Consider the following 19784-nt stretch of genomic DNA (forward strand, 5'->3'; position numbering starts at 1 on the left):
GCCTACAGGTAGGGGCAAGGTATGCCTTGCCCCGATGAAGATGATTCGTTAAAAGTTGGTAGCCACGAAGCTGACACCAGAGATAGAGATGTGAGGTGCGGACAGTCCGATTAAAATTGACCTTTCAATGCGGGCACACAGCGCTCGCACAATAAAGGATGCTCTGATAGGGTACCAACGCGGGTGGAGTAATTCCAGCAGCGATCGCACTTTTCCCCGTCTGCTTTCACGACACCGACAGATAGCTTGTCCGACTCACTCTTGAACTCCGCTTTTTGGATGGCTTCGGGTGAGTCTAATAACTCCACCTGTGAAGCTAAAAACAAATAGCGTAGCTCATCTACTCGATCACCACTCAGACTATCCTGCGGATTGAGTGCTTCTAGCTGCTTTCGTAACTCTGGCTCAGAAACGTAGAGTAACACCTTCCCATCTAGGGAAGCACCAATCATCTTCTGTGCTCTTGCTTGCTCCATCACTTTGTTAACCTCAGTGCGGATGGTGCGTAATATTGTCCAAGATGCAGCGAGTTCTGGTTTTTTCCATTTGTCCTCTAACTTCACCCAACCCGCTTCAAACACCGATTTGTAGGGCGTTTTGTAGGGGAGATATTGCCAGATATCCTCTGCCAGGTGAGATAGCACCGGTGCGATCGCTCGTGCTAAATTCTCCAAAGCTACGACCATCACCGTCTGACAACTGCGACGGCGCGAAGAGTCGGGGGAACTGATGTAAAGTCGATCTTTGGCAATATCCAGATAGAAGTTGGATAAGTCAACCACGCAGAAATTCTGTATCGTCTGGAAAAAGCGGAAGAACTGATAACTGTTAAAAGCCTCAGTAACTTCTTGGAAAACCTCCGTCATCCGGTGCAGCATATAACGGTCTAATTCCGGCAACTCCTCATAAGGCACCGTATGCTTTTCCGGATCGAAGTCATGTAAATTGCCCAACAAAAAACGGGCGGTATTGCGAATCTTGCCCCTGACGTCTCCTAGCTGCTTGAGGATGGTTGTACTTAGGGGAATATCTGCCGAGTAGTCCACCGATGACACCCACAGGCGCAACACATCAGCCCCATAAGGCGGCATCGTTACCTTCTCTTTTTTCCCTTTTTTTTGGAGTTGAATTGTCCCGCCCTCAATCACCTCCATCGGATCGAACCCATTCCCCAGAGATTTACTCATCTTGCGCCCCTCTTCATCCACCGTAAAGCCGTGGGTTAAGACGGTTTTATATGGCGCACAGCCATTTGTGGCAACGCTGGTGAGCAAACTGGACTGGAACCAACCCCGATGTTGATCAGACCCTTCCAAATACAAGTCAGCCGGATAACGCAGTTCCTCACGTTGCTGGAGTACAGACGCCCAGGAAGAACCGGAGTCAAACCAGACATCCATCGTATCGGTGCCTTTGCGGTAGGACTTGCCATTATTGCGGTAGTTTTCGGGTAATAACTCTTCTACCGATAGTTCCCACCAAGCATCCGAGCCTTTTTCTGCAATGATGGCTTGAACGTGTGCGATTGTCTCCTCGTTGAGCAGAGGTTCGTTGGTGGCTTCGTCGTAGAACACAGGGATGGGAACACCCCAACTCCGTTGCCGAGAAATGCACCAATCGGAACGTTCTGCCACCATTGGCGTGATCCGGTTTTCCCCTTGAGCCGGAATCCATTTTACCGATGCGATCGCTTTTAGCGCCTCATCCCGAAATCCCTCGACCGAAGCAAACCACTGTTCCGTTGCCCTAAAGATAGTTGGCTTCTTCGTGCGCCAATCATAGGGATATTTATGGAGATAAGGCTCCTCCTTCAGCAAGGAACCTGCTGCTTCCATGGCTTGGATAATGGCCTCATTGGCATCCTTGAGGACATTTAACCCAGCAAACTTTCCAGCTTCTTGGGTAAAGTTACCTTTGTCATCCACGGGTGAGAGAATCGGCAAGCCATAGCGTTGACCCACCTGATAGTCTTCTTGACCGTGTCCTGGTGCCGTGTGTACCAATCCGGTACCCGATTCCGTGGTCACATAATCACCCCCAATCACCACCGGACTTTGGCGATCAAACAGTGGATGCTGATAGGTACTGTGTTCCAATGCTTTTCCTGGCATTGTGGCTTTCACCGTTAGCGGCGTTCCGAAGGTTTCAGACAGCCTTTCCACCAAATCTGCTGCCACAATCAGGTATTTGTACGGGCTTTCACTGCCAACCTGTACCACGGCATAATTGAGTTCTGGATTGACCGCAACAGCCAGGTTGCCGGGAAGCGTCCAAGGCGTTGTTGTCCAGATGGCAACACCCAAATCCGGCAAAAATGGCTCTAATACCTCTTTTACGCCTGCCGCTGGCTGAGTCATTCTAAAAGCGGCGTAGAGACTACGGGAAGTATGACCTTCCGGATATTCCAACTCCGCTTCTGCCAAGGCGGTTTGAGAACTCGGACTCCAGTGGACGGGCTTCAATCCTCGGTAGATGTAGCCCTTTAAGACCATCTGACCGAAGACACCAATCTGAGCCGCCTCGTATTCTGGGGTTAAGGTTAGGTAAGGATGCTCCCAGTCCCCCCAAACGCCATAACGCTTAAAGCCTTGGCGTTGCTCATCGACAGCTTTGAGGGCAAAGTCACGTGCTTTGTGACGTAGTGTGAGTGGGGTCAAGTTTTGCCGTTCTTCGGACTTCATATTTTGCAGGACTTTCAGCTCAATCGGCAAGCCGTGACAGTCCCATCCGGGAACGTAGCGAACCTTGCGCCCTTGCAGCAGTTGATATTTGTTGATGATGTCTTTGAGGATTTTGTTGAGGGCATGACCCATGTGCAAGGAGCCATTGGCGTAGGGTGGCCCATCGTGCAAAATAAAAATCTCACCAGGGTTGTTCTGTGACAGTTGCTCGTAAATCTGGTGTTCTGCCCAAAACTGTTGCAGTTCGGGTTCGCGCTTGACAGCGTTCGCCCGCATATCAAATTTGGTCTGGGGAAGATTGACGGTATCTTTGTAAGATTTTGCTTCTGTCACAGTCTGACGCTGAGATAGGTTGACTCGCTTTTAAGCCTATCCGAAAAGTGGCGTCGAGATTTGAAACCCAACATCAACAGAGGTGGAACGTCATGATCCATCAAGGATTTCTCGGATAGGCTCTTTTCCCATTATCTGTGAGAATTTAGGGGAACTTCAACTGAGCGTTGGCGGATTCTCTGGGTCGATGGGAACGCCTTCGATCGCAATATCCCCATCTGGAGGATTTTGTCTCATCATCGGGTCGCCATCACCAGGCGGTTCAGCAGGGGGTGCCAGTTCAACTTCGGGTGCAATGTCCTCAATGGGCGTTGCGGCGTCTACGCCAGAGTCTGCCGTGTTAGACATAGCCGATTCTTGGGCGGCTTTTACCCGTTCGGGTGCGGGGGGATTTGGTCGAACCAGTTCAGGAGACGCTGACATTTCGGCGTTATCTGCTGCTGGTTCATCCACTGGGGTTGGTGATGGGCTTACCTCTGTTGTCGCATTTTCCTGAATTGCTATCTCGGTTGAGGTATTTCTGGAGTCAATAATTGTTACAACCTTGGAGCTGTTTGGAGTATCTGCTGTATCTGTCGGTGCTGGGGCTGTCTCAGGAACCTGGGTCGTGGCTTGTCCTCCAGTCGCCTTGTTCTTATCTTTCGGTGTGTTTGCCGTTGTGGGTGAAGCGGACGAAGATGGGGCCGCCGATGGCTGTTTCTTTTGTAAACCGCTGACTTGCTGTTGCAGTTTTTGTCCCAATCCGGTGAATGAGAACCCTTTAATTTTCTCTTGCACTTCTGGAGAAATGGGTGTTCTGCGTTCTGGGGAAGTCAGTTCTCGCCTTAAGGTCAGGGTTTGCCAGCCAAACCAACCTAACAGCGCTACACTTGCCGTCTGCCCTAAAAGAACGCCGCCGGTAATGCGTCCAGCACACACCCATAAGACTAAGGCGTAAAATAATCCAATGCCGCTCCAGATAAAATCTTCTTTGCGATGAACTTCTGGTAAAAAGAAGCCTGCCAGGTACATTCCCAGGCTACCAAGACCAATGACCAACGCCAGGACGTATGCCAACATTTTGTGGGTACTCCTTACTCTGTGTCTCTAAATTTTGGCGTGAAAATGTAGATTTAAATACCAATTAGTTAATCTGCCGTTGCAGATCATGATGTCTTTGCTAATTCCAGCCAGTTATGCTAAAATTCCATCTTAAACCTATTTGAATAAGATAAAAGTTTCGTTAATCAATCAAAGGCAGACTTTTAATTTAATCTATATCTTTACAGGGCTACTCCGGGGATCGAGATACTCTGAAGGCTGAGACAACCGTAATACTCAGAGTTCCGGAGAGAGTTCAGATGACACAACCAAGTTTTGGTCTGATTGGTCTAGCCGTTATGGGCGAAAACCTTGCCCTGAATGTGGAGCGTAATGGTTTTCCAGTCAGTGTTTACAATCGTACCGCTGCCGTGACTGAAAAGTTTATGGAAGAGCGGGCTAAGGGGAAGAACTTCACAGCGACTTACTCGATTGAAGAATTTGTCAAATCGTTGCAACGACCCCGCAAGATTCTAATTATGGTGAAAGCGGGTGCGCCGGTTGATGCGGTGATTGCCCAGCTCAAGCCCTTCCTAGAGCAGGGAGACATGATCATTGACGGCGGTAACTCCTATTATCCAGACACAGAGCGACGCACCCAAGAATTAGAGGCTGCTGGACTGGGATTTGTGGGCATGGGCGTCAGCGGTGGTGAAGAAGGAGCGCTGAATGGCCCAAGCTTAATGCCTGGGGGTACACAGCAGGCTTACGCAGAATTACAGCCCATTCTGACGAAAATAGCCGCTCAAGTAGATGATGGGCCTTGTGTTACCTACATCGGCGCTGGTGGTGCAGGTCACTACGTCAAGATGGTACACAACGGGATTGAATACGGCGATATGCAGCTCATTGCCGAAGCCTACGACCTGCTTAAGAACACGTTGGGACTGGATCATCAGCAGATACACGAAGTTTTTACCGAGTGGAACACTACCGACGAACTCAACTCATTTTTGATTGAAATTACAGCGGATATTTTCAGGTTCATTGACCCCGATACGAACTTACCTCTAGTCGATGTTATTCAAGATGCGGCGGGGCAAAAAGGGACGGGACGCTGGACAGTACAGAGTGCTTTAGAACTCGCTGTACCCATTCCCACCATGATTGCAGCCGTCAACGCTCGGATTATGTCTTTCTATAAAGAAGACCGGGTGGCAGCCTCAAAAGAGCTACCAGGCCCGACAGGAAAGTATGAAGGGGATACTAAGGAATTTATCAACAAAATCCGCGATGCTCTCTATTGCTCAAAGATTTGTTCCTATGCTCAAGGCATGGCGCTGTTGAGTAAAGCATCTAAAGATTTGAACTACAACCTGGCTTTAAGCGAAATTTCGCGGATTTGGAAAGGTGGTTGTATTATTCGCGCTGGGTTCCTGGATAAAATTAAGACCGCTTTCCGGGACGACGAAAATTTGCCCAACTTGTTGTTGGCTCCTGAATTTAAGCAAAGCATTTTGGATCGGCAAGAGGCTTGGCGAGATGTGCTGATAGTGGCGAATAAACTAGGAATTGCAGTTCCGGCGTTCAGTGCATCGTTGGATTATTTCGACAGCTACCGACGTGCTCGCCTGCCACAAAACCTCACTCAAGCACAGCGTGACTACTTCGGTGCTCATACCTATGAACGTACTGATAAACCCGGTGCATTCCACACTGAATGGACAAAGGTTGCTGAAGAATCTCTCCAAACTGGCACCACCGATTAATCGGGTTAATTCCGCTCATTTCTCAGTCAATTAGAGCGGTTTTTATTCGGGTAGAATATGGGTTTTTGTAGGGGTATGCTCAGAGCGTGCCCCTACCCATAGTGTATGCAAATAACAATTCCAATCAGCATCAGTAAGTTAAAAATTAAGAAGTTATAATTCAAACCAGGAAAAGGACATCAACAGACCTTGTATTGATTAGAATTTAGCTGTGGTTCTGATTCCTGGAATTTTTCTTTAACCGTTTTTGTTGAGGCTCACGAACGGAAGAATAAGTCCCTCTGTGATTGGTCTTCGGTGGTGATTAGGATGGGAGTGTATTAGATGGTTCACAAATTATTCACATTGATCGACTAATTTTTAAGGTATAGCCAGACCAATTTTTGGTTGAACCGTCATTTCTGGGTCTAGCTTTTGCTCTCGACGTGCGGAAATTGAAGCCGCTAATCAGCTACGAGACGTTCTTGCCTTCGCTGAGATAGCCTACAGTTCTCACGCACAAAGGTGGCTTATGCTTATCATCTCCATGACTTGGCGGTCTCAACTTTAAGGCTGGTTGTACTATCTGCCAAGAGTCTCCTTTTGATTGATAAGGAAAAGACCCGTGAGCATGTGTTTAGCCAAAACCTATGATATTCACCTTGAATTAGCTGTAGATGTTTTTAAAAGTCAAAACCCAGCACTGATTATTTCTTTGAAAAACTTTCTTACTGTTTTACCTAATCCTCAATGTGTTGAAGATGTTTTGATGGCAGCAATTTACATGTTAGCTAAAACTGAGCCTGAGGCTTGTCGCTGGATTTTACGTAATTCTTATTATCTCAAGCCTGAAGTTGATTTAGTTGAATTTACGAGTAACTTAGCACTCACAAAGCTTCAAAATCAGGGATTTCTTTTGAATCAAGATTTTAACTTTGAACCCAATCGGCATCTACAAGTCACGGAACAAGCAAAAGCTGGATTGATGGTAGACAATTCAGACGGCGATCGCCTTCTTTTAGAAGAAATTTTACAAATTCGTGACTCAACACCCGCTTTATAAGCGGACTACGGATTACAGCAATTTGTTACCCAAAAACCCATTCAAAAGATTTTAATATTTCCAAGATTTCATTCAATCATAGCCTTGGGTAGAAGAGTGATTGGACTTGAAGCGGTGTTAAAGGCGATCGCTGATTTGTCCTGCTTGTGAAACGTGACCTGTCATTGGCTCAAATCATCTAAACTTTAACTCTGTAACTCTGTACTAAAAGAGGTTAAATTAGGGGGTATTAGTTTTGGTAGAGCTTCGGTAAAGTTTCCAGCGAGCGGCGGGTATCTCAATGGCATAATAAGTTATCGTTGCTAGTACACTTGATAAAACGAGTGTTCCTACGAGCTTAATCAAAAATACTTCGACCGGATGAATTGACGTGATAATCGTAGTAATTTTTGCCAGAATGGCTTGATGCCAAAGATAGACACCGTAAGAAAGAACTCCTCCAATCTCTAAGATTCTCACAGGATTTCTGACTATAGCATCCAAGGATAACTTTTCATTTTTATGAAAAGATTCATCATTACCACTTGACTCAAACAACCCAATGAAAAGCGAAGTTATTATTGCGGTTACGGCTGGATAAACAATGGACTCGCCAGGGCCGTGATAATAGTAGTAATAGGCAGTAAACAAAAAGAGAATTATTACTAGGGTAAAAGCAATTATCTTTTTGGCATGGCTTGATACATTGAAAACGAAGGGCTTTGTGAGTACATCCGTGCTTGGCTTTGGCTCATTACTTTTTTTACACTTCAGCCAAGCATTAACCAAAAAACCACACATAAAAACATCAATATTCGTCAGGAGGGGAGTATAAATATATTGAATGTAGTTATCGTGAATTTCTTGAGTTTTAAAAATAACAGTAAAGCCTAATCGTAAGAGACAAACTAGCAAGAGAATAGCTCCAAATGAAAAAATAACTTGTTTCTGAGTTTGTAAACGATTTTTAAAACCGGCATAGATTAGAGGAACCACAAGATAAAACTGGAATTCTGTTGAGAGCGACCAGAAACTGCCACTAAATTCAATAGGAAGACTTTGATTGTAAGTAAAAGTAGATAAGCGAAATAAATATTCCCAGTTAGAAATTTGCAAAATCGGTGTATACACAAATACGGCTAAAATGAAAATACTAAAGTAGTAGAGAGGAAAAATCCTCAAAATACGGTTTCGCCAAAAATTAAAAACACCTGTTCGATCAAGGGTATATCTTCCTGAATAAAATACTTTTCCCATCAAATAACCGGATAAACAAAAGAAAACTAAAACAGCGGCATAACCATGACCAAATAGTATCCAGCTAAAGTCATAGTTTTGATAACCGATAAAATTTCTGGGAGGAGCAACATGATAAAAAACCACAACAAGACAAGCCAGCCCTCGAAGTGCAAGAAAAGGATCTAATTGATTCGCACAGTTGACTTTGGGGTAATGCATGATTGAACGCCACTGACGGTCTAATTGGAAATTTTTATTCAATTGTCTTGAAAATCTAGGCTTTGAAGTTTAATATCTTCAATAAAAGGAGTTTAGTCAAGATTCATTGGCTACCCCATCTGAAAGACCGGTTTCTGGGCAAGATGAAGTACAACTTGATTGCGGTTTGTGAACCTGTTCCCCCGGTAACCGTTAAGATTGCATTTATCAGGATTAAGGTGGGGTTGGGGCAATGAAAACTTTAAATTCTTCTTCCTCTGCTTATGCAGAGCAATTTCGACATCTTCAGAATCAGTTGCGTGAGCGCTGGCATAGCGTTGACTTCTTCGACCAAGACGACCACGATATCTTGATTGTCCCTTCAGTCAGTATGGATCAGCGAGAACTCAAGAAGATTGAGGGCTGTCTGCATTACGAAGAACGGCTGTTGTTTTCTTTGATTCGTCTACGCAATCCGCGCACACGGTTAATTTACATTACGGCTGTGCCTCTGTCGCCGATTATCATTGATTATTATTTGCAGCTATTGCCGGGAATTCCTTTCTCCCATGCCCGCGATCGCTTACTGCTGCTTTCGACCTATGATGGCTCTCCCAAACCCCTCAGCCAAAAAATTTTAGAGCGTCCCCGATTAATTGAGCGGATTCGTCAAGCCCTTCGTCCTCAGAAGTCGTACATGGTTTGTTATAACTCATCGGAGTTCGAGCGAGAGTTATCCGTAAAAGTTGGGATTCCGCTGCTAGCCCCAGATCCGGATTTGCTGTATTTGGGTACAAAAAGCGGCAGTCGGGAAATTTTTGCCGAAAGTGGTGTGCCTTATCCAGACGGCAGCAAGACGATGAAAACCGTCAGTGATCTGGTGGAAGCAGCGGCCGAGTTGTGGGAACGCCAACCATCCCTAAAGCGGATCGTGGTTAAACTCAATGAAGGCTTTTCCGGAGAGGGAAATGCCATCCTTGACTTGAGGAAAATACCACAGGTTGCTCCCGAAAAAGCCTCCCATGCCGAACGAGTAGCAACACTTCATGAGCGCATGGAATCCATGAGCTTTCAGGCAAAAAATGAGACGTGGGAGAATTTTGCCAGTCGTATTCCAGAGTTGGGGGCAATTGTTGAGGCATTTATTGAGGGGGAAGAAAAGCGATCGCCCAGCGTCCAGGGATATATTAGTCCCAGTGGCGAGGTTCACATCCTCTCAACCCACGATCAGATTTTAGGTGGCCCAGACGGTCAGATTTATTTGGGTTGCAAGTTTCCTGGGGATGAAGCCTATCGCCTACTCTTGCAAGAGATGGGGCTGCGTGTGGGTCGGGTTTTGGCGGATAAGGGAGCAATTGAGCGCTACGGAGTTGATTTTGTTGCCGTTCATCAACCTGATAGTCCCGGTGCCCAATGGGATTTACAGGCGATTGAAATCAACTTACGCAAAGGTGGTACAACTCATCCATTTATGAGCCTTAAGTTTTTGACCAATGGTCGTTATGACCAGTCTACGGGTTTATTTTATAGCCACGAGGGTCGAGAAAAGTACTATATGGCAACTGACAATTTGCAAAAAGAGCGCTATCGAGGATTGATGCCCCAAGATTTAATGGATATTATTGCCCATCACCGTTTGCACTTTGATAGTAGTACCAAAACGGGGAACGTGTTTCACCTGATGGGGTCACTTTCCGAGTTTGGTAAGCTGGGAGTAACCAGTATCGGGGATTCTCTACAACAAGCAGAAGATTTATATAACCAGGTGGTCAATGTCCTGGATGAAGAAACTAAGCCAAGCCTCAATCCTGCCCAGCATCCTTCCTATCCCAGCCCTCCCATTGCTTGGGGAACCATCTAGAGTTTTTGGGTCATAGATTGGGGGTCAATCAATTTTGGATTTTGGATTTTGAAGGGTCTCCACGGATGAATCTGGGGGCTGGCAATCAATCATAATCTCTTTCGTTCTAGGTTGAGCCTGTAGGAACTTCAAAAAATTCTGTTGGTTAAAGCTTCTTGGGTCGCCTCTTTGACCGGAACGATCGACAGCTTTATGAGTTGTAATTCGGTAATCAGGGACTCCAGTTTTGGCGATTAACCAGGCCAGAGATTGGTATTGAGCCTTGGTATAACCACTATGTCGTCGGCGATTATTATTACCATCTCTGGGTGTTTCTAGAGATACATGATATGCAAAATTGTTGACCGACGGAGGATGTTTAGGACTAGTTTTTACAGTTTCTCGCCCATTTTCACTCTCAAAAACCGAGTTCCCCGCCCCATAAGCTCTCATGTCTGGAGGGACTATATAAACAATTTCACCGGAACGCTTAATTAATGAGTGATAGCTTACTTGTTGTGAATCTAGTGGGTGTGGAGTTCGGAATAAATTAATGGCACTCCTAGCTGAACCAACGGTTTCATGAATCACAACAATGGGAGCGTATTGGGCGGGTTTACCATACAAGTCATTGAGAAAACGTTCTCCATAGTTTGTGGGATGGGCTACAGCAATGGATTCGATGGGTTGGGAATTGTTAAAGAGTCTGAAAGGACTTTGTCTATTAATAGGTTCTCCTGTAGATGGATTAACTTCATTGCCAAGTTTTCTAAAACGGGAGAGGGTAATTGGCTGAAACTCAATATCAGTGAATTGATTCCATGTTTGTTTATTGATTTCTGGCTGTAGAGCACACCTTGAGGGAATAGCTGGAGCCATATTTTTTCCATCAATATTGGAGTTAGGAGATAACTGATGGGGCACACCAAACTCATTATCACTTACCAATTCTGTTCGCCCCGTCTTCGGACTCACAATTATGATTGTTAACCACAAAGCTAATAAGAATATAAGACTTACTAGATATTGTTTCATGGACGAATATTCACTTAAGTTTTACTTTTTCAATGACGCTGAATAGATGTGAGTAGGTTCCAAAGATGATTCTATCTGGATACGGCTCAATCCCAGCATTTTTGTTCCACCTGCCCCACTTAATGACAGCCAATCAGGATTATTCTATCTGGATACTGTTAAATCTCAACGTTTTTGTTCCACTTGTCCCATCTGCCCCACTTAATGACAGCCAATCAGGATTATTCTATCTCTGGTGGTAGAGGTGGTATCAAAGCTTCTAACTGAGCAGTCAACTTGGGAATGCTTGAAGTTACCACAGACCAAAGTTGTTCTAAATCAATATCATCATATTGATGAGCGATGACATTCCGTTGCCCGATAATGGAACTCCAAGGAATTTCAGGATGCTCTTGTCGGAAAGCCTCAGACATTCGCCGTGCTGCCTCTCCCAAAATTTCTAGTTGTCGCTCAACTGCGCTCTGAAGTAACACACTATCTAGATAGGCTTGGTAGGATACACCCGTTGTAAATTCTTGAAGGCGACGTGCTGCTTGTAACATATCCCAAAGGTAGCCAGCTTCGCGATTATTGGGCGGCATAGATTACCTGTTTTGTACTCAAAATCTCATAACGCCGGAAGGGATTGCGTAAACAATCCTTTTGTACCAAATCAACCTCACGCCCAAACAACGTTTCAAGTTCCTCTTTCATTGCGATAATATCCCACAAACTCCACTTAGCATCCGGAGCAAAACTTACCAGCACATCCACATCGCTATCGGGGCGAAAATCATCCCGTAAAATAGAGCCAAATAGAGCCAATTCAGTGATTTTCCAGCGTTGGCAAAAAGACGCGATCGCATCCTCCGATACCTCAGTTTTTAGATTAATTGCAGTCATTTAAACTTTTACACTTCTGTTTCAAATACAACACCTTCATACAGCAGTTCAATCGGACAATTGAATTCAAGGCTTGATAAAGTGATGATATCTCCAGCCATGTAGGGATAATAAAGCCACATTCTTCCCTCTCCCCGACAGTACCGCTCAACAGAAATCTTTTCTGAATCAATCATGATATACTCTTGCAAACTTGGAATTGTAAGATAGCAAGTGAATTTTTCACCCCTATCTTTAGCGCTTGTACCAGGAGAAAGAACTTCGGCAATTAGTTTGGGACTTTGAATAAATTTACGGGCATTCAGGTCTTGAGGGTCACAACTGACAATAACATCAGGATAGTAGTATGGACTTTTAGGACTGACTTGCACTTTCACATCTGAAACGTTAGCCCGACAACCTCTAGAACGCACATGTGGACGTAAGGCTGTGTAGAGATTGAGCGCAATGTCATTATGGGGAATTGTCCCGCCTGTCATGGCAAAGACTTCGCCGTTGACATATTCGTAGCGAAGGTCTTGTTGAGGTTCCCATTCCAGATATTCCTCAATGGTTATGTTTTGCGGTTGTTCGGGGATGGCTATCATATCAGGATTTTTTCAAGCTTATTTTGATTGTAGCAATGGTGCATAACAATCATTCAATGCCCTACATTGCTATTTTGGAGACGGTATTTTTGAGACCTATGAGTTTGATTTATCCTGCTTTCTATAATATCGATTAGCGGATAATTAAGGATAATTTTTGTCATATTTACCTAAACCGTAACCCCTTCTAATTGCTCATCTGTCAACTCATACAACGCCCGTAACTTCTGCAACTTCTCCTCACTCGGTTGCCAAAATCCTCGCCCATGCGCCTCCAACATCCTACCTACAACATTCCGAAATGCCTCAGGATTTGCCTCTCGCAACTTCTTCGCCATCTCTACATCTAAAGCATAAGTATCCGCCGCTTGGTCGTACACCCAAGAATCGGTAAAATCAACCGTACCGCCCCAACCGATTAATGCTGTCATCCGTTGCGAGATTTCATAAGCACCACCAGAACCTTGATTCGCCATCGCATCTGCCCATTTGGGATTCAATAACTTTGTGCGATATTCCAAGCGCAGCAAATCTTCTAATTTTCGGGGTGTAGTATCTTTCGAGAAACTTTCTACAAAACTAGCGCTAACTTTTTTACCTTGTTTTTGTTCCGCTGCCTTCTTCAATCCTCCCGTATTCGCATAGTATTCCTGAATATCGGTTAATCCATATTCCACTGAGTCAATTTCTTGAACAATGCGATTAGTTGTTTTCAGCAATTGGTTGAGGATTTCCGGACGCGCTTGTCCTTTATCTTTCCTCCCATAACTAAAGGAATTGCGGCTTTGCCACGTATTTCCCAACTCATCGCCAGATTCCCAGTTTCCATCCACAACCTGGTCATTTACCAGAGAACCAAAATCCCCAGCCGGGTTGGAAAATAATCGGGCAGAGGTATTTTCTACGCCTTGCGATCGCAACGCCAAAGCATGTTTGCGGATAAAATTCTGTTCCTCCGATTCCTCTGCCTCTGCTGCCCGTTTGAACAAGTCATCCAGCAATTCAATAATATTGACAAAACTATCTCGAAAAATACCCGAAAGATTAGCTAACACATCAATCCGAGGATGCCCAACTTCTGCCAAAGATTTCAACTCATAACGAACAATTCTTCCTGTCCCCTCCTTCACAGGTTCTGCCCCCACTAATTCCAGCAAAATACCCAGCGATTCCCCCTTCGTTTTAATCGCATCCAACCCCCATAACATCACTGCCACGGTTTCCGGATACTCACCCTGTTCTTGTAAGTGCTGGGTAATAATTTTCTGAGCAATTTCTCTCCCTCGTTCATACGCCGCAGGGGATGGCATTCGATAGGGATCTAAGGCATGAATATTACGTCCCGTTGGCAACACACCCAACCCATCCCGCAACAAATCACCCCCTGGTGCAGGCGGAATATACTCTCCATTCAACCCTCGCAAAAGATTCGTCAACTCATCGCTAGTTTGCATCAACAACTCACGAATCTTCAACCCCTCTTTCAACCTCTCCAAACCCTCTTCTGTGTACTCTCTTTTCTGGAGTGGTTCAATTCTTCCCTCCGCAATTGCCTCCAACACCTCTTCCGACAACTCCTCTCCAAAATAAGCCCGAAGATAAGACCCTAATCCCTCCGAATCAGGCACCTCACCTAAAGTATGTAACCCCGATGAAAACAGACGTTGTTCTACAACCTGCAAATACTCATACAACTTAACCAAATAATCATTGAAAGCATGAACACTAAACATCCGCGCATTCTCCGGCGTAAAAGCCATCCCCAACTTCTTCGCCTCCTCAAACGGACAATCTGCCTCTAAACCCGTGTCCACAATCTTTTTGCAAATTATCTCTTTAAGAGCATAATTCTTCTCAGAATCTTCCCGATATTCTGAAATTAAATCCCGCAATGCCATCAATTCTTTATACAACCCTGCCCGACCATAAGGCGGCACATTATGGGAAATCAGCACACCATAGCCTCGACGTTTTGCCAAAATTGACTCAGAAGGATTATTGGCTGCATAAATATAAAGATGAGGCATATCTCCCAAGAGAATATCAGGCCAAGAATAACCCGTATTTCCTAATGGAGAACCGGGCAACCATTCCACCGTACCGTGCATTCCAAAGTGAACCACAGCATCAGGCTTAAAGTCATTTTGTAACCATTTATAAAAAGCCGCATACTGAGGATGGGGCGTCATATCCCGTTCAAACATCAGCCGCATCGGGTCACCTGAAATACCGAGGGGCGGTTGTACCCCAATCCAGATGTTTCCTAATTGAATACCACCAATTTGTAATTCATCTCCATATGTTTTAATGCCCGTTCCCGTGAGGGATTTCCATTGCTTCTCGATTCGGGTAGTGAGGAGGTAACCCAGCCATGTTTCTAGAGTTTGGGCATTGACGGTGGAACCCCCCCTAACCCCCCCTTGGTAAGGGGGGAGGATTTCCTTCGCTTTTCTGCTTTGGGAAGGCATGGAGATTTCCTTAGCTTCCCCTTGGTAAGGGAGGAAAGTTTCTTTAGCCCCCCCTTGATAAGGGGGGGTAGCTTCATCAGCTTCTTTGACGGTGCGGATTAATTCTTCGCCATCTTCCGGTAACTCCCCAACGTTGTACCCTTGCTCTTTGAGAGAGTGGAGGAAATTAAGAAGCGATCGCGGTACATTTAATAAAGCCGCTGTCCCTGTTGCCCCGTACCCAGGCGGGAAGCCATACAGAATAATCGCAATTTTCTTTTCAGTGGGTGATGTCTTGCGTAGGGCAATCCACCGCTTAATTCGTCCGGTTAACCGCTTCACCCGTTCCGGAATCAGATAGATATCTTCTCCTACCAACCCGCCTAGGGGTATGGGGTCGATCGCTCCATCCAATTCGGGCAATGCATATAAGACAACACTTTGCAACCCCCCAATTCCCTTGCGTGTCCAAGAGTGAATATCCTGAATCAACAGGGGGGCAGCAACAAAATAAGGCACATTTTTAGCCGAGAGGATGCGTTTGGCGACTTCCACCTGCCGCCCCGCCTCCATCGAACCCGCCGGCCCCCCGACTAAGGGAAAGCCAATCGTCGAAACAATCGCGTCTACCTCGACTGACTGAGGAGAAAGAGAGGGCGTTTCCACATTACCCTGTTGGCGTTGCTTGGTTTCATGGGTCGATGTCATCCAATCTCGCACGGCAACATGCCCTTCCACGCCATTAATAAAAATCGGCACTGGAATCAAACCCGCGTTTTCAAAGTGGCGAATCAGTTGGGGAATGTAAGGCTGCTTGGTAACAACATGCTTGCGATACAGCAAGATTCCCACCACTGGCAAATGCCAGGTTTCTGGCTTGGCTTGGCGATACCATTCCAGATAGTGGCGAGGGGATTCAAAGTAATCGGCAGAGTCGGGATGCAGCAATCCCATGTTGGGGGTTTCTACAGGTGGCGGAATTTCTCCTACCTTTAACCCCAAGTATTTTTCGGCTAGCGTCCAGAACATTGACGCCACGTTATCCACGCCACCAGCATTCCAATAACCGTAAATAATCAGCCAGTTGCGTAAGTCTTGAACTTTTTTGGCAGGGATGTATTTCAGTAGCTTGGGGCCAACTTTTAAGAAGCTGATGTAACCAGCGAGTTTGTCTTCCTCTCGCCCATTGCTGAATTTATCGAGAATGAATTTAATCGGCTTGGGCATCCCTTTGGGCTTATCCCCAATTTTGAACGCACCGATTTGGGTAAGACTCATTAATTCGAGGGCAGACTCGAAGACGAGGCGAATTGGGATGGATGAGGTGCGATCGCGCAGCCACAGAACCTGGTCATAATCAAAGATGAGGCTGGCGAAGAAGACTTGGGCGTCTTTGAGGGCTTCTTCGATGACGGCAGGTTCGGTGGTGAGGGAAGAATCGCTAAATACCCGAATATCCAACTTAGGACAACGCAAAGTTGCCAACTCAGCGGCTTTGCGGTACAAGTCAGCGTTGAAGGATTCAAACCCAGCAATCAAGACGATGCGTTTCATGCCCTAAGCCCGGTGAAAGTGTTCCTACTCGATCTTAAGCAGGGACATCAGATTTAAAGAGAAGTTGCCACCGAGCCAGATTTACTCCCATCCCGCTCTAAAATTACCGAAATGTTGGCAGAATACTCCACCCTCCTTGACAACTATGCAACCTCATAGAGTCAGTCTAGTACTCATCACCCGGACACTAACGATCACCCTGCTAGGCATAGCCGCTGGGTGTTCCCAGGCTGAGCCGCCTCAAACTACTGTTGTATCGGATAAGCCGTCTACACCCGCAGCAACAACATTACCAAAGTCATCGGCACCAGCCAAAGCGTCACCTGCGTCTACATCTTTTGCAACACCAGCGCCTCAGGCTGATCCCTTCCCACAGGCGATGGACACAGCCATGGGAGCAGCCACTCTCACACAATCGGCTATATGTCAGGATGACTGGAATCTGATCGCTAATCAGTGGCAAAGGGCGATCGTACTACTCAAGTCATTACCAACTTCCCACCCCAAAAGGGCATTGGCACAACAAAAAATAGCAGAGTATCAGCGTAAACTGGCTTATGCCAAACAGCAGGTAGTAGTCGGCTCAAAACCAATAGCCTCTTCAATTTCACCATCCTCTACTTTACCTGCATCCCAGCCACCAACCTCTCCAACTCAGCGCCCCCCTGCTTCAGTACCATTCCAGCCAACAACACCCTCGACTCAATCCTCTTATGTTTCACCAACAGTAGCTTTAGCAAGGCACCTCCAAAAGATAGGAGCCAAGATGTACACCACCTTCTGGTGTTCCGCTTGCCGCAGGCAGGAGCAACAGTTTGGTGAAGAGGCATTGAGTTTAATCAATATTATTGAGTGCGATCCTCGTGGCAAAAATGCACAACCAAGACTCTGCCGCGAATCTGGAATCAGAGCCTATCCCACTTGGGAAATTAACGGTCAGCTCTATGAAGGAGGTATGCCGTTAGAGACACTGGCTAATTTGTCAGGTTATCAAGGTTCCCGCAACTTTAGCAACTGATCTTGTGCACTTTGGATTGGATTTAATACATGCAGTGACATCATGAGACGCACCAAACCATTCACTCCAAACTCTACTAAACCGAATCTCTCAAAATTCCTATTACCTGCGTTACTCTTCGGAGGAACGGTTCTACTGATTCTGGCTGCCAGCCAGTTCAATGGAGGGGCTTTATCTGAGGCGATTGATAATTTAGCCTTCGGGCTGGGCGATCGCTATCAGCAATGGTTTGATAAGCAGAGTACCAATAACCCACTAGTTTTGCTTTCCTTATCCTTTGCAGGGGGTTTAATTGCCAGTATCTCTCCCTGCATCCTATGCCTACTACCTGTGAACCTGAGTTACATTGGCACTCGTGAGATTACATCTCGCTGGGATGCCTTGATCAAAGCTGGGTCATTTGTCCTGGGAGTAGTGACAATGCTCAGCCTGTTTGGCTTATTCTCTTCCTTGGCTGGGGCTGTATTGATCCACTTTCGTGGCTATGTCCAGGTAGTAGTCGGTGCAGTCATTATCGTAATGGGGCTGATGCTCTTAGGCATAGTACACCTGCCTCTACCTCAGACCAACTTTAAATTGCCGATTGCTGGTCCCTTCGGCGTTGGGTTGACCTTCGCCTTAGTGAGTTCTCCCTGTACTAGCCCCGTGATGTTTGCGGTTCTAGCTGCTGCCGCCGCTACGGGTTCCCAAATCCAGAGTGTACTGTCAATGGTCAGCTATTCGCTGGGCTACACAGCGATAATTTTCTTCGCCAGCCTTTTTACGGGTTTGGTTAAACGAACCCGCTTTTTGTTGAACCACTCTCAAGGAATAGTTCGCTTTGGTAGTGTGGCTTTAATCCTTATCGGAGGATACTACCTAGTCGATGGTGTTAGCTGGTTTGTCTTGCCCATAATGAGCAACAGCTAATCGATTGATTGCGATCGCACCTGGAGCCGTCTGAATGAGCAGTAGAACTCACATTAAACTCACGTCTCACTTTGATTCATGTCATTTCTGAACTTAGCCAGTTCCCCATAAATTCGCTTACGAGCGCGATTAACCCCTCCTAAGGGTTGATGTTCTAGTAGAGTATGCCAGGGGGAAAACGATTGCTTTTCATCCAACCGTTTGCGCTCCTCGGTGTTAAAGTCTTGGGCGGGAATTCTAATTGTTGCTACCTTGATATAAGGAGATTCTTGTTCATCCCACTCAACTGTTGGGTCTTCAATGGGCATCTTGACTGCATCGGTTTGCAGTTGAATTTTAAAATCAAAACAAGCATCTTGACTAGCTAAATGTTGAGTCATTGCCTCCCGCAGATAATTACTTTTATCAGCAGCATTGTCTGGATTGAAGCTTTCGCCCGTGACATGGGGAACTACAGAAAATTTTATGGCTTGATTGCCCAATTTGTAGGGAGTCGCACTCCAATAGGGAATTTCTAACGGACTGGTAGTTACTTTTGCTTTAATTTTCTGAAACCTTGGGAAGGCGTAAGCCACGGCTTGAAAATTTGCTTGTAACTCAGCGGGTACGTCGGGCGGTTCGCCTGGTTTGAAAACGATTTTCTCTTCTTTAATGGCTCTAACAACAGGGAAAAAGTCAATGTACCCCTGAACGTCACGAATAAAGAACGTGGGATGATTCATCAGAATAAAATCTTGCTCTCCTTGATGTTCAGAATCAGGGAGTACCATTTCACCTTCGACATGCATCAGCTTGATTGCCATCCCGCGAACATCACCGACTGTATCCGGCACAAAATCTCCAGTCTGTGGATTGCGATCGCTCCCGCCATTAGAAAAACGAATCCAGATTGGATAGGTTTTGGATTGCTTAAAAACCCCAGCTTTCATAGTCTCAGGGATATCTTCTTCAACGATAAACTCTCCCTGAACGTAGCCGTGACTTTTGGGATGCTGATCTCTCGACATGGGGGGATGAGGTTTGCCTTTCATCGACAATTTACTGATTTTCAATATTTGTTCAATCTGGGCTTCCTCTTCCTGTGGCGGATATTCTTTGCCTAACTCTAACGGTGCTTTTGCCATGATATTTGGGTTACTTTTGTCAGGTTTGTAAATTTGCAAGTTGTAGAGGTGTGGGGAAGTGCGATAGCATCTTTCACGCTCATCTATTGTTATCTGGCGAATAGATGAACAAGTATTGATGTGAACT

The 19784-nt window shown here is 45.8% G+C and carries 14 protein-coding genes; 5 read left to right on the forward strand and 9 right to left on the reverse strand.

From position 1 onward, the window contains the following. Positions 1–110: 110 nt before the first annotated feature. Entirely contained in the window at positions 111–3014 is a 2904-nt protein-coding gene (gene ileS, locus MIC7113_RS17000; RefSeq protein WP_015183398.1) for an isoleucine--tRNA ligase, read from the reverse strand. Positions 3015–3170: 156 nt separating this feature from the next. Further along, positions 3171–4073, reverse strand: coding sequence for a Ycf66 family protein (locus MIC7113_RS17005; protein WP_015183399.1), 903 nt, complete (start codon positions 4071–4073; stop codon positions 3171–3173). Positions 4074–4354: 281 nt separating this feature from the next. On the opposite strand from MIC7113_RS17005, the gene gnd reads away from it, so the two are divergent. Both gnd and MIC7113_RS17015 read left to right on the forward strand, forming a co-directional pair. Next, positions 4355–5803, forward strand: coding sequence for a decarboxylating NADP(+)-dependent phosphogluconate dehydrogenase (gnd, locus tag MIC7113_RS17010; RefSeq protein ID WP_015183400.1), 1449 nt, complete (start codon positions 4355–4357; stop codon positions 5801–5803). A 610-nt stretch (positions 5804–6413) separates the two neighbouring features. Then, positions 6414–6845: a hypothetical protein gene (locus MIC7113_RS17015; RefSeq protein WP_015183401.1), complete on the forward strand. Its 432-nt coding sequence runs from the start codon at positions 6414–6416 to the stop codon at positions 6843–6845. A 219-nt stretch (positions 6846–7064) separates the two neighbouring features. Here MIC7113_RS17015 and MIC7113_RS17020 read toward each other — a convergent pair whose 3' ends face one another. Further along, complete coding sequence (locus MIC7113_RS17020; RefSeq protein WP_015183402.1) at positions 7065–8282, reverse strand: acyltransferase family protein; 1218 nt, start codon at positions 8280–8282, stop codon at positions 7065–7067. A gap of 232 nt (positions 8283–8514) precedes the next feature. Here MIC7113_RS17020 and MIC7113_RS17025 point away from each other — a divergent pair, with 232 nt between their 5' ends. Continuing rightward, the gene (locus MIC7113_RS17025) at positions 8515–10122 is read left to right on the forward strand and encodes a peptide ligase PGM1-related protein (protein WP_015183403.1); all 1608 of its coding nucleotides are present in this window, start codon (positions 8515–8517) and stop codon (positions 10120–10122) included. A 24-nt stretch (positions 10123–10146) separates the two neighbouring features. Here the strand turns inward: MIC7113_RS17025 and MIC7113_RS33460 are convergent, their stop codons facing one another. The 5 genes from MIC7113_RS33460 to bchH form a co-directional block, all read right to left on the reverse strand. Further along, positions 10147–11076: a peptidoglycan recognition protein family protein gene (locus MIC7113_RS33460; RefSeq protein ID WP_226883430.1), complete on the reverse strand. Its 930-nt coding sequence runs from the start codon at positions 11074–11076 to the stop codon at positions 10147–10149. Positions 11077–11357: 281 nt separating this feature from the next. Continuing rightward, positions 11358–11717: a HepT-like ribonuclease domain-containing protein gene (locus tag MIC7113_RS17035; RefSeq protein ID WP_015183405.1), complete on the reverse strand. Its 360-nt coding sequence runs from the start codon at positions 11715–11717 to the stop codon at positions 11358–11360. Next, a complete protein-coding gene (locus MIC7113_RS17040) occupies positions 11704–12018 on the reverse strand; it encodes a nucleotidyltransferase family protein (RefSeq protein ID WP_015183406.1) in 315 nt (104 codons plus the stop codon). The genes MIC7113_RS17035 and MIC7113_RS17040 overlap by 14 nt, the downstream gene beginning before the upstream one ends. Positions 12019–12026: 8 nt before the next feature. Next, the gene (locus MIC7113_RS17045; protein ID WP_015183407.1) at positions 12027–12605 is read right to left on the reverse strand and encodes a Uma2 family endonuclease; all 579 of its coding nucleotides are present in this window, start codon (positions 12603–12605) and stop codon (positions 12027–12029) included. Between the two features lie 170 nt (positions 12606–12775). Next, a complete protein-coding gene (bchH, locus tag MIC7113_RS17050) occupies positions 12776–16606 on the reverse strand; it encodes a magnesium chelatase subunit H (protein WP_015183408.1) in 3831 nt (1276 codons plus the stop codon). Positions 16607–16751: 145 nt separating this feature from the next. On the opposite strand from bchH, the gene MIC7113_RS33465 reads away from it, so the two are divergent. Both MIC7113_RS33465 and MIC7113_RS17060 read left to right on the forward strand, forming a co-directional pair. After that, positions 16752–17624, forward strand: a complete 873-nt coding sequence (locus MIC7113_RS33465) for a hypothetical protein (protein WP_015183409.1) — start codon at positions 16752–16754, stop codon at positions 17622–17624. A gap of 42 nt (positions 17625–17666) precedes the next feature. Then, on the forward strand, positions 17667–18533 hold the full coding sequence (locus tag MIC7113_RS17060) for a cytochrome c biogenesis CcdA family protein (protein WP_015183410.1): 867 nt from the start codon (positions 17667–17669) through the stop codon (positions 18531–18533). A gap of 59 nt (positions 18534–18592) precedes the next feature. Here the strand turns inward: MIC7113_RS17060 and MIC7113_RS17065 are convergent, their stop codons facing one another. Continuing rightward, complete coding sequence (locus tag MIC7113_RS17065; RefSeq protein WP_015183411.1) at positions 18593–19657, reverse strand: catalase family protein; 1065 nt, start codon at positions 19655–19657, stop codon at positions 18593–18595. Positions 19658–19784 lie beyond the last annotated feature (127 nt).

This window comes from Allocoleopsis franciscana PCC 7113 (assembly GCF_000317515.1).
Classification (GTDB): Bacteria; Cyanobacteriota; Cyanobacteriia; order Cyanobacteriales; family Coleofasciculaceae; genus Allocoleopsis; species Allocoleopsis franciscana.

Bases quoted from the DNA above. Each gene is read 5' to 3' on its own strand.
- MIC7113_RS17005 (WP_015183399.1), bottom strand. From the start codon at position 4,073: ATGTTGGCATACGTCCTGGCGTTGGTCATTGGTCTTGGTAGCCTGGGA.
- gnd (WP_015183400.1), top strand. From the start codon at position 4,355: ATGACACAACCAAGTTTTGGTCTGATTGGTCTAGCCGTTATGGGCGAA.
- MIC7113_RS17015 (WP_015183401.1), top strand. From the start codon at position 6,414: ATGTGTTTAGCCAAAACCTATGATATTCACCTTGAATTAGCTGTAGAT.
- MIC7113_RS17020 (WP_015183402.1), bottom strand. From the start codon at position 8,282: ATGCATTACCCCAAAGTCAACTGTGCGAATCAATTAGATCCTTTTCTT.
- MIC7113_RS17025 (WP_015183403.1), top strand. From the start codon at position 8,515: ATGAAAACTTTAAATTCTTCTTCCTCTGCTTATGCAGAGCAATTTCGA.
- MIC7113_RS17035 (WP_015183405.1), bottom strand. From the start codon at position 11,717: ATGCCGCCCAATAATCGCGAAGCTGGCTACCTTTGGGATATGTTACAA.
- MIC7113_RS17040 (WP_015183406.1), bottom strand. From the start codon at position 12,018: ATGACTGCAATTAATCTAAAAACTGAGGTATCGGAGGATGCGATCGCG.
- MIC7113_RS17045 (WP_015183407.1), bottom strand. From the start codon at position 12,605: ATGATAGCCATCCCCGAACAACCGCAAAACATAACCATTGAGGAATAT.
- bchH (WP_015183408.1), bottom strand. From the start codon at position 16,606: ATGAAACGCATCGTCTTGATTGCTGGGTTTGAATCCTTCAACGCTGAC.
- MIC7113_RS33465 (WP_015183409.1), top strand. From the start codon at position 16,752: ATGCAACCTCATAGAGTCAGTCTAGTACTCATCACCCGGACACTAACG.
- MIC7113_RS17060 (WP_015183410.1), top strand. From the start codon at position 17,667: ATGAGACGCACCAAACCATTCACTCCAAACTCTACTAAACCGAATCTC.
- MIC7113_RS17065 (WP_015183411.1), bottom strand. From the start codon at position 19,657: ATGGCAAAAGCACCGTTAGAGTTAGGCAAAGAATATCCGCCACAGGAA.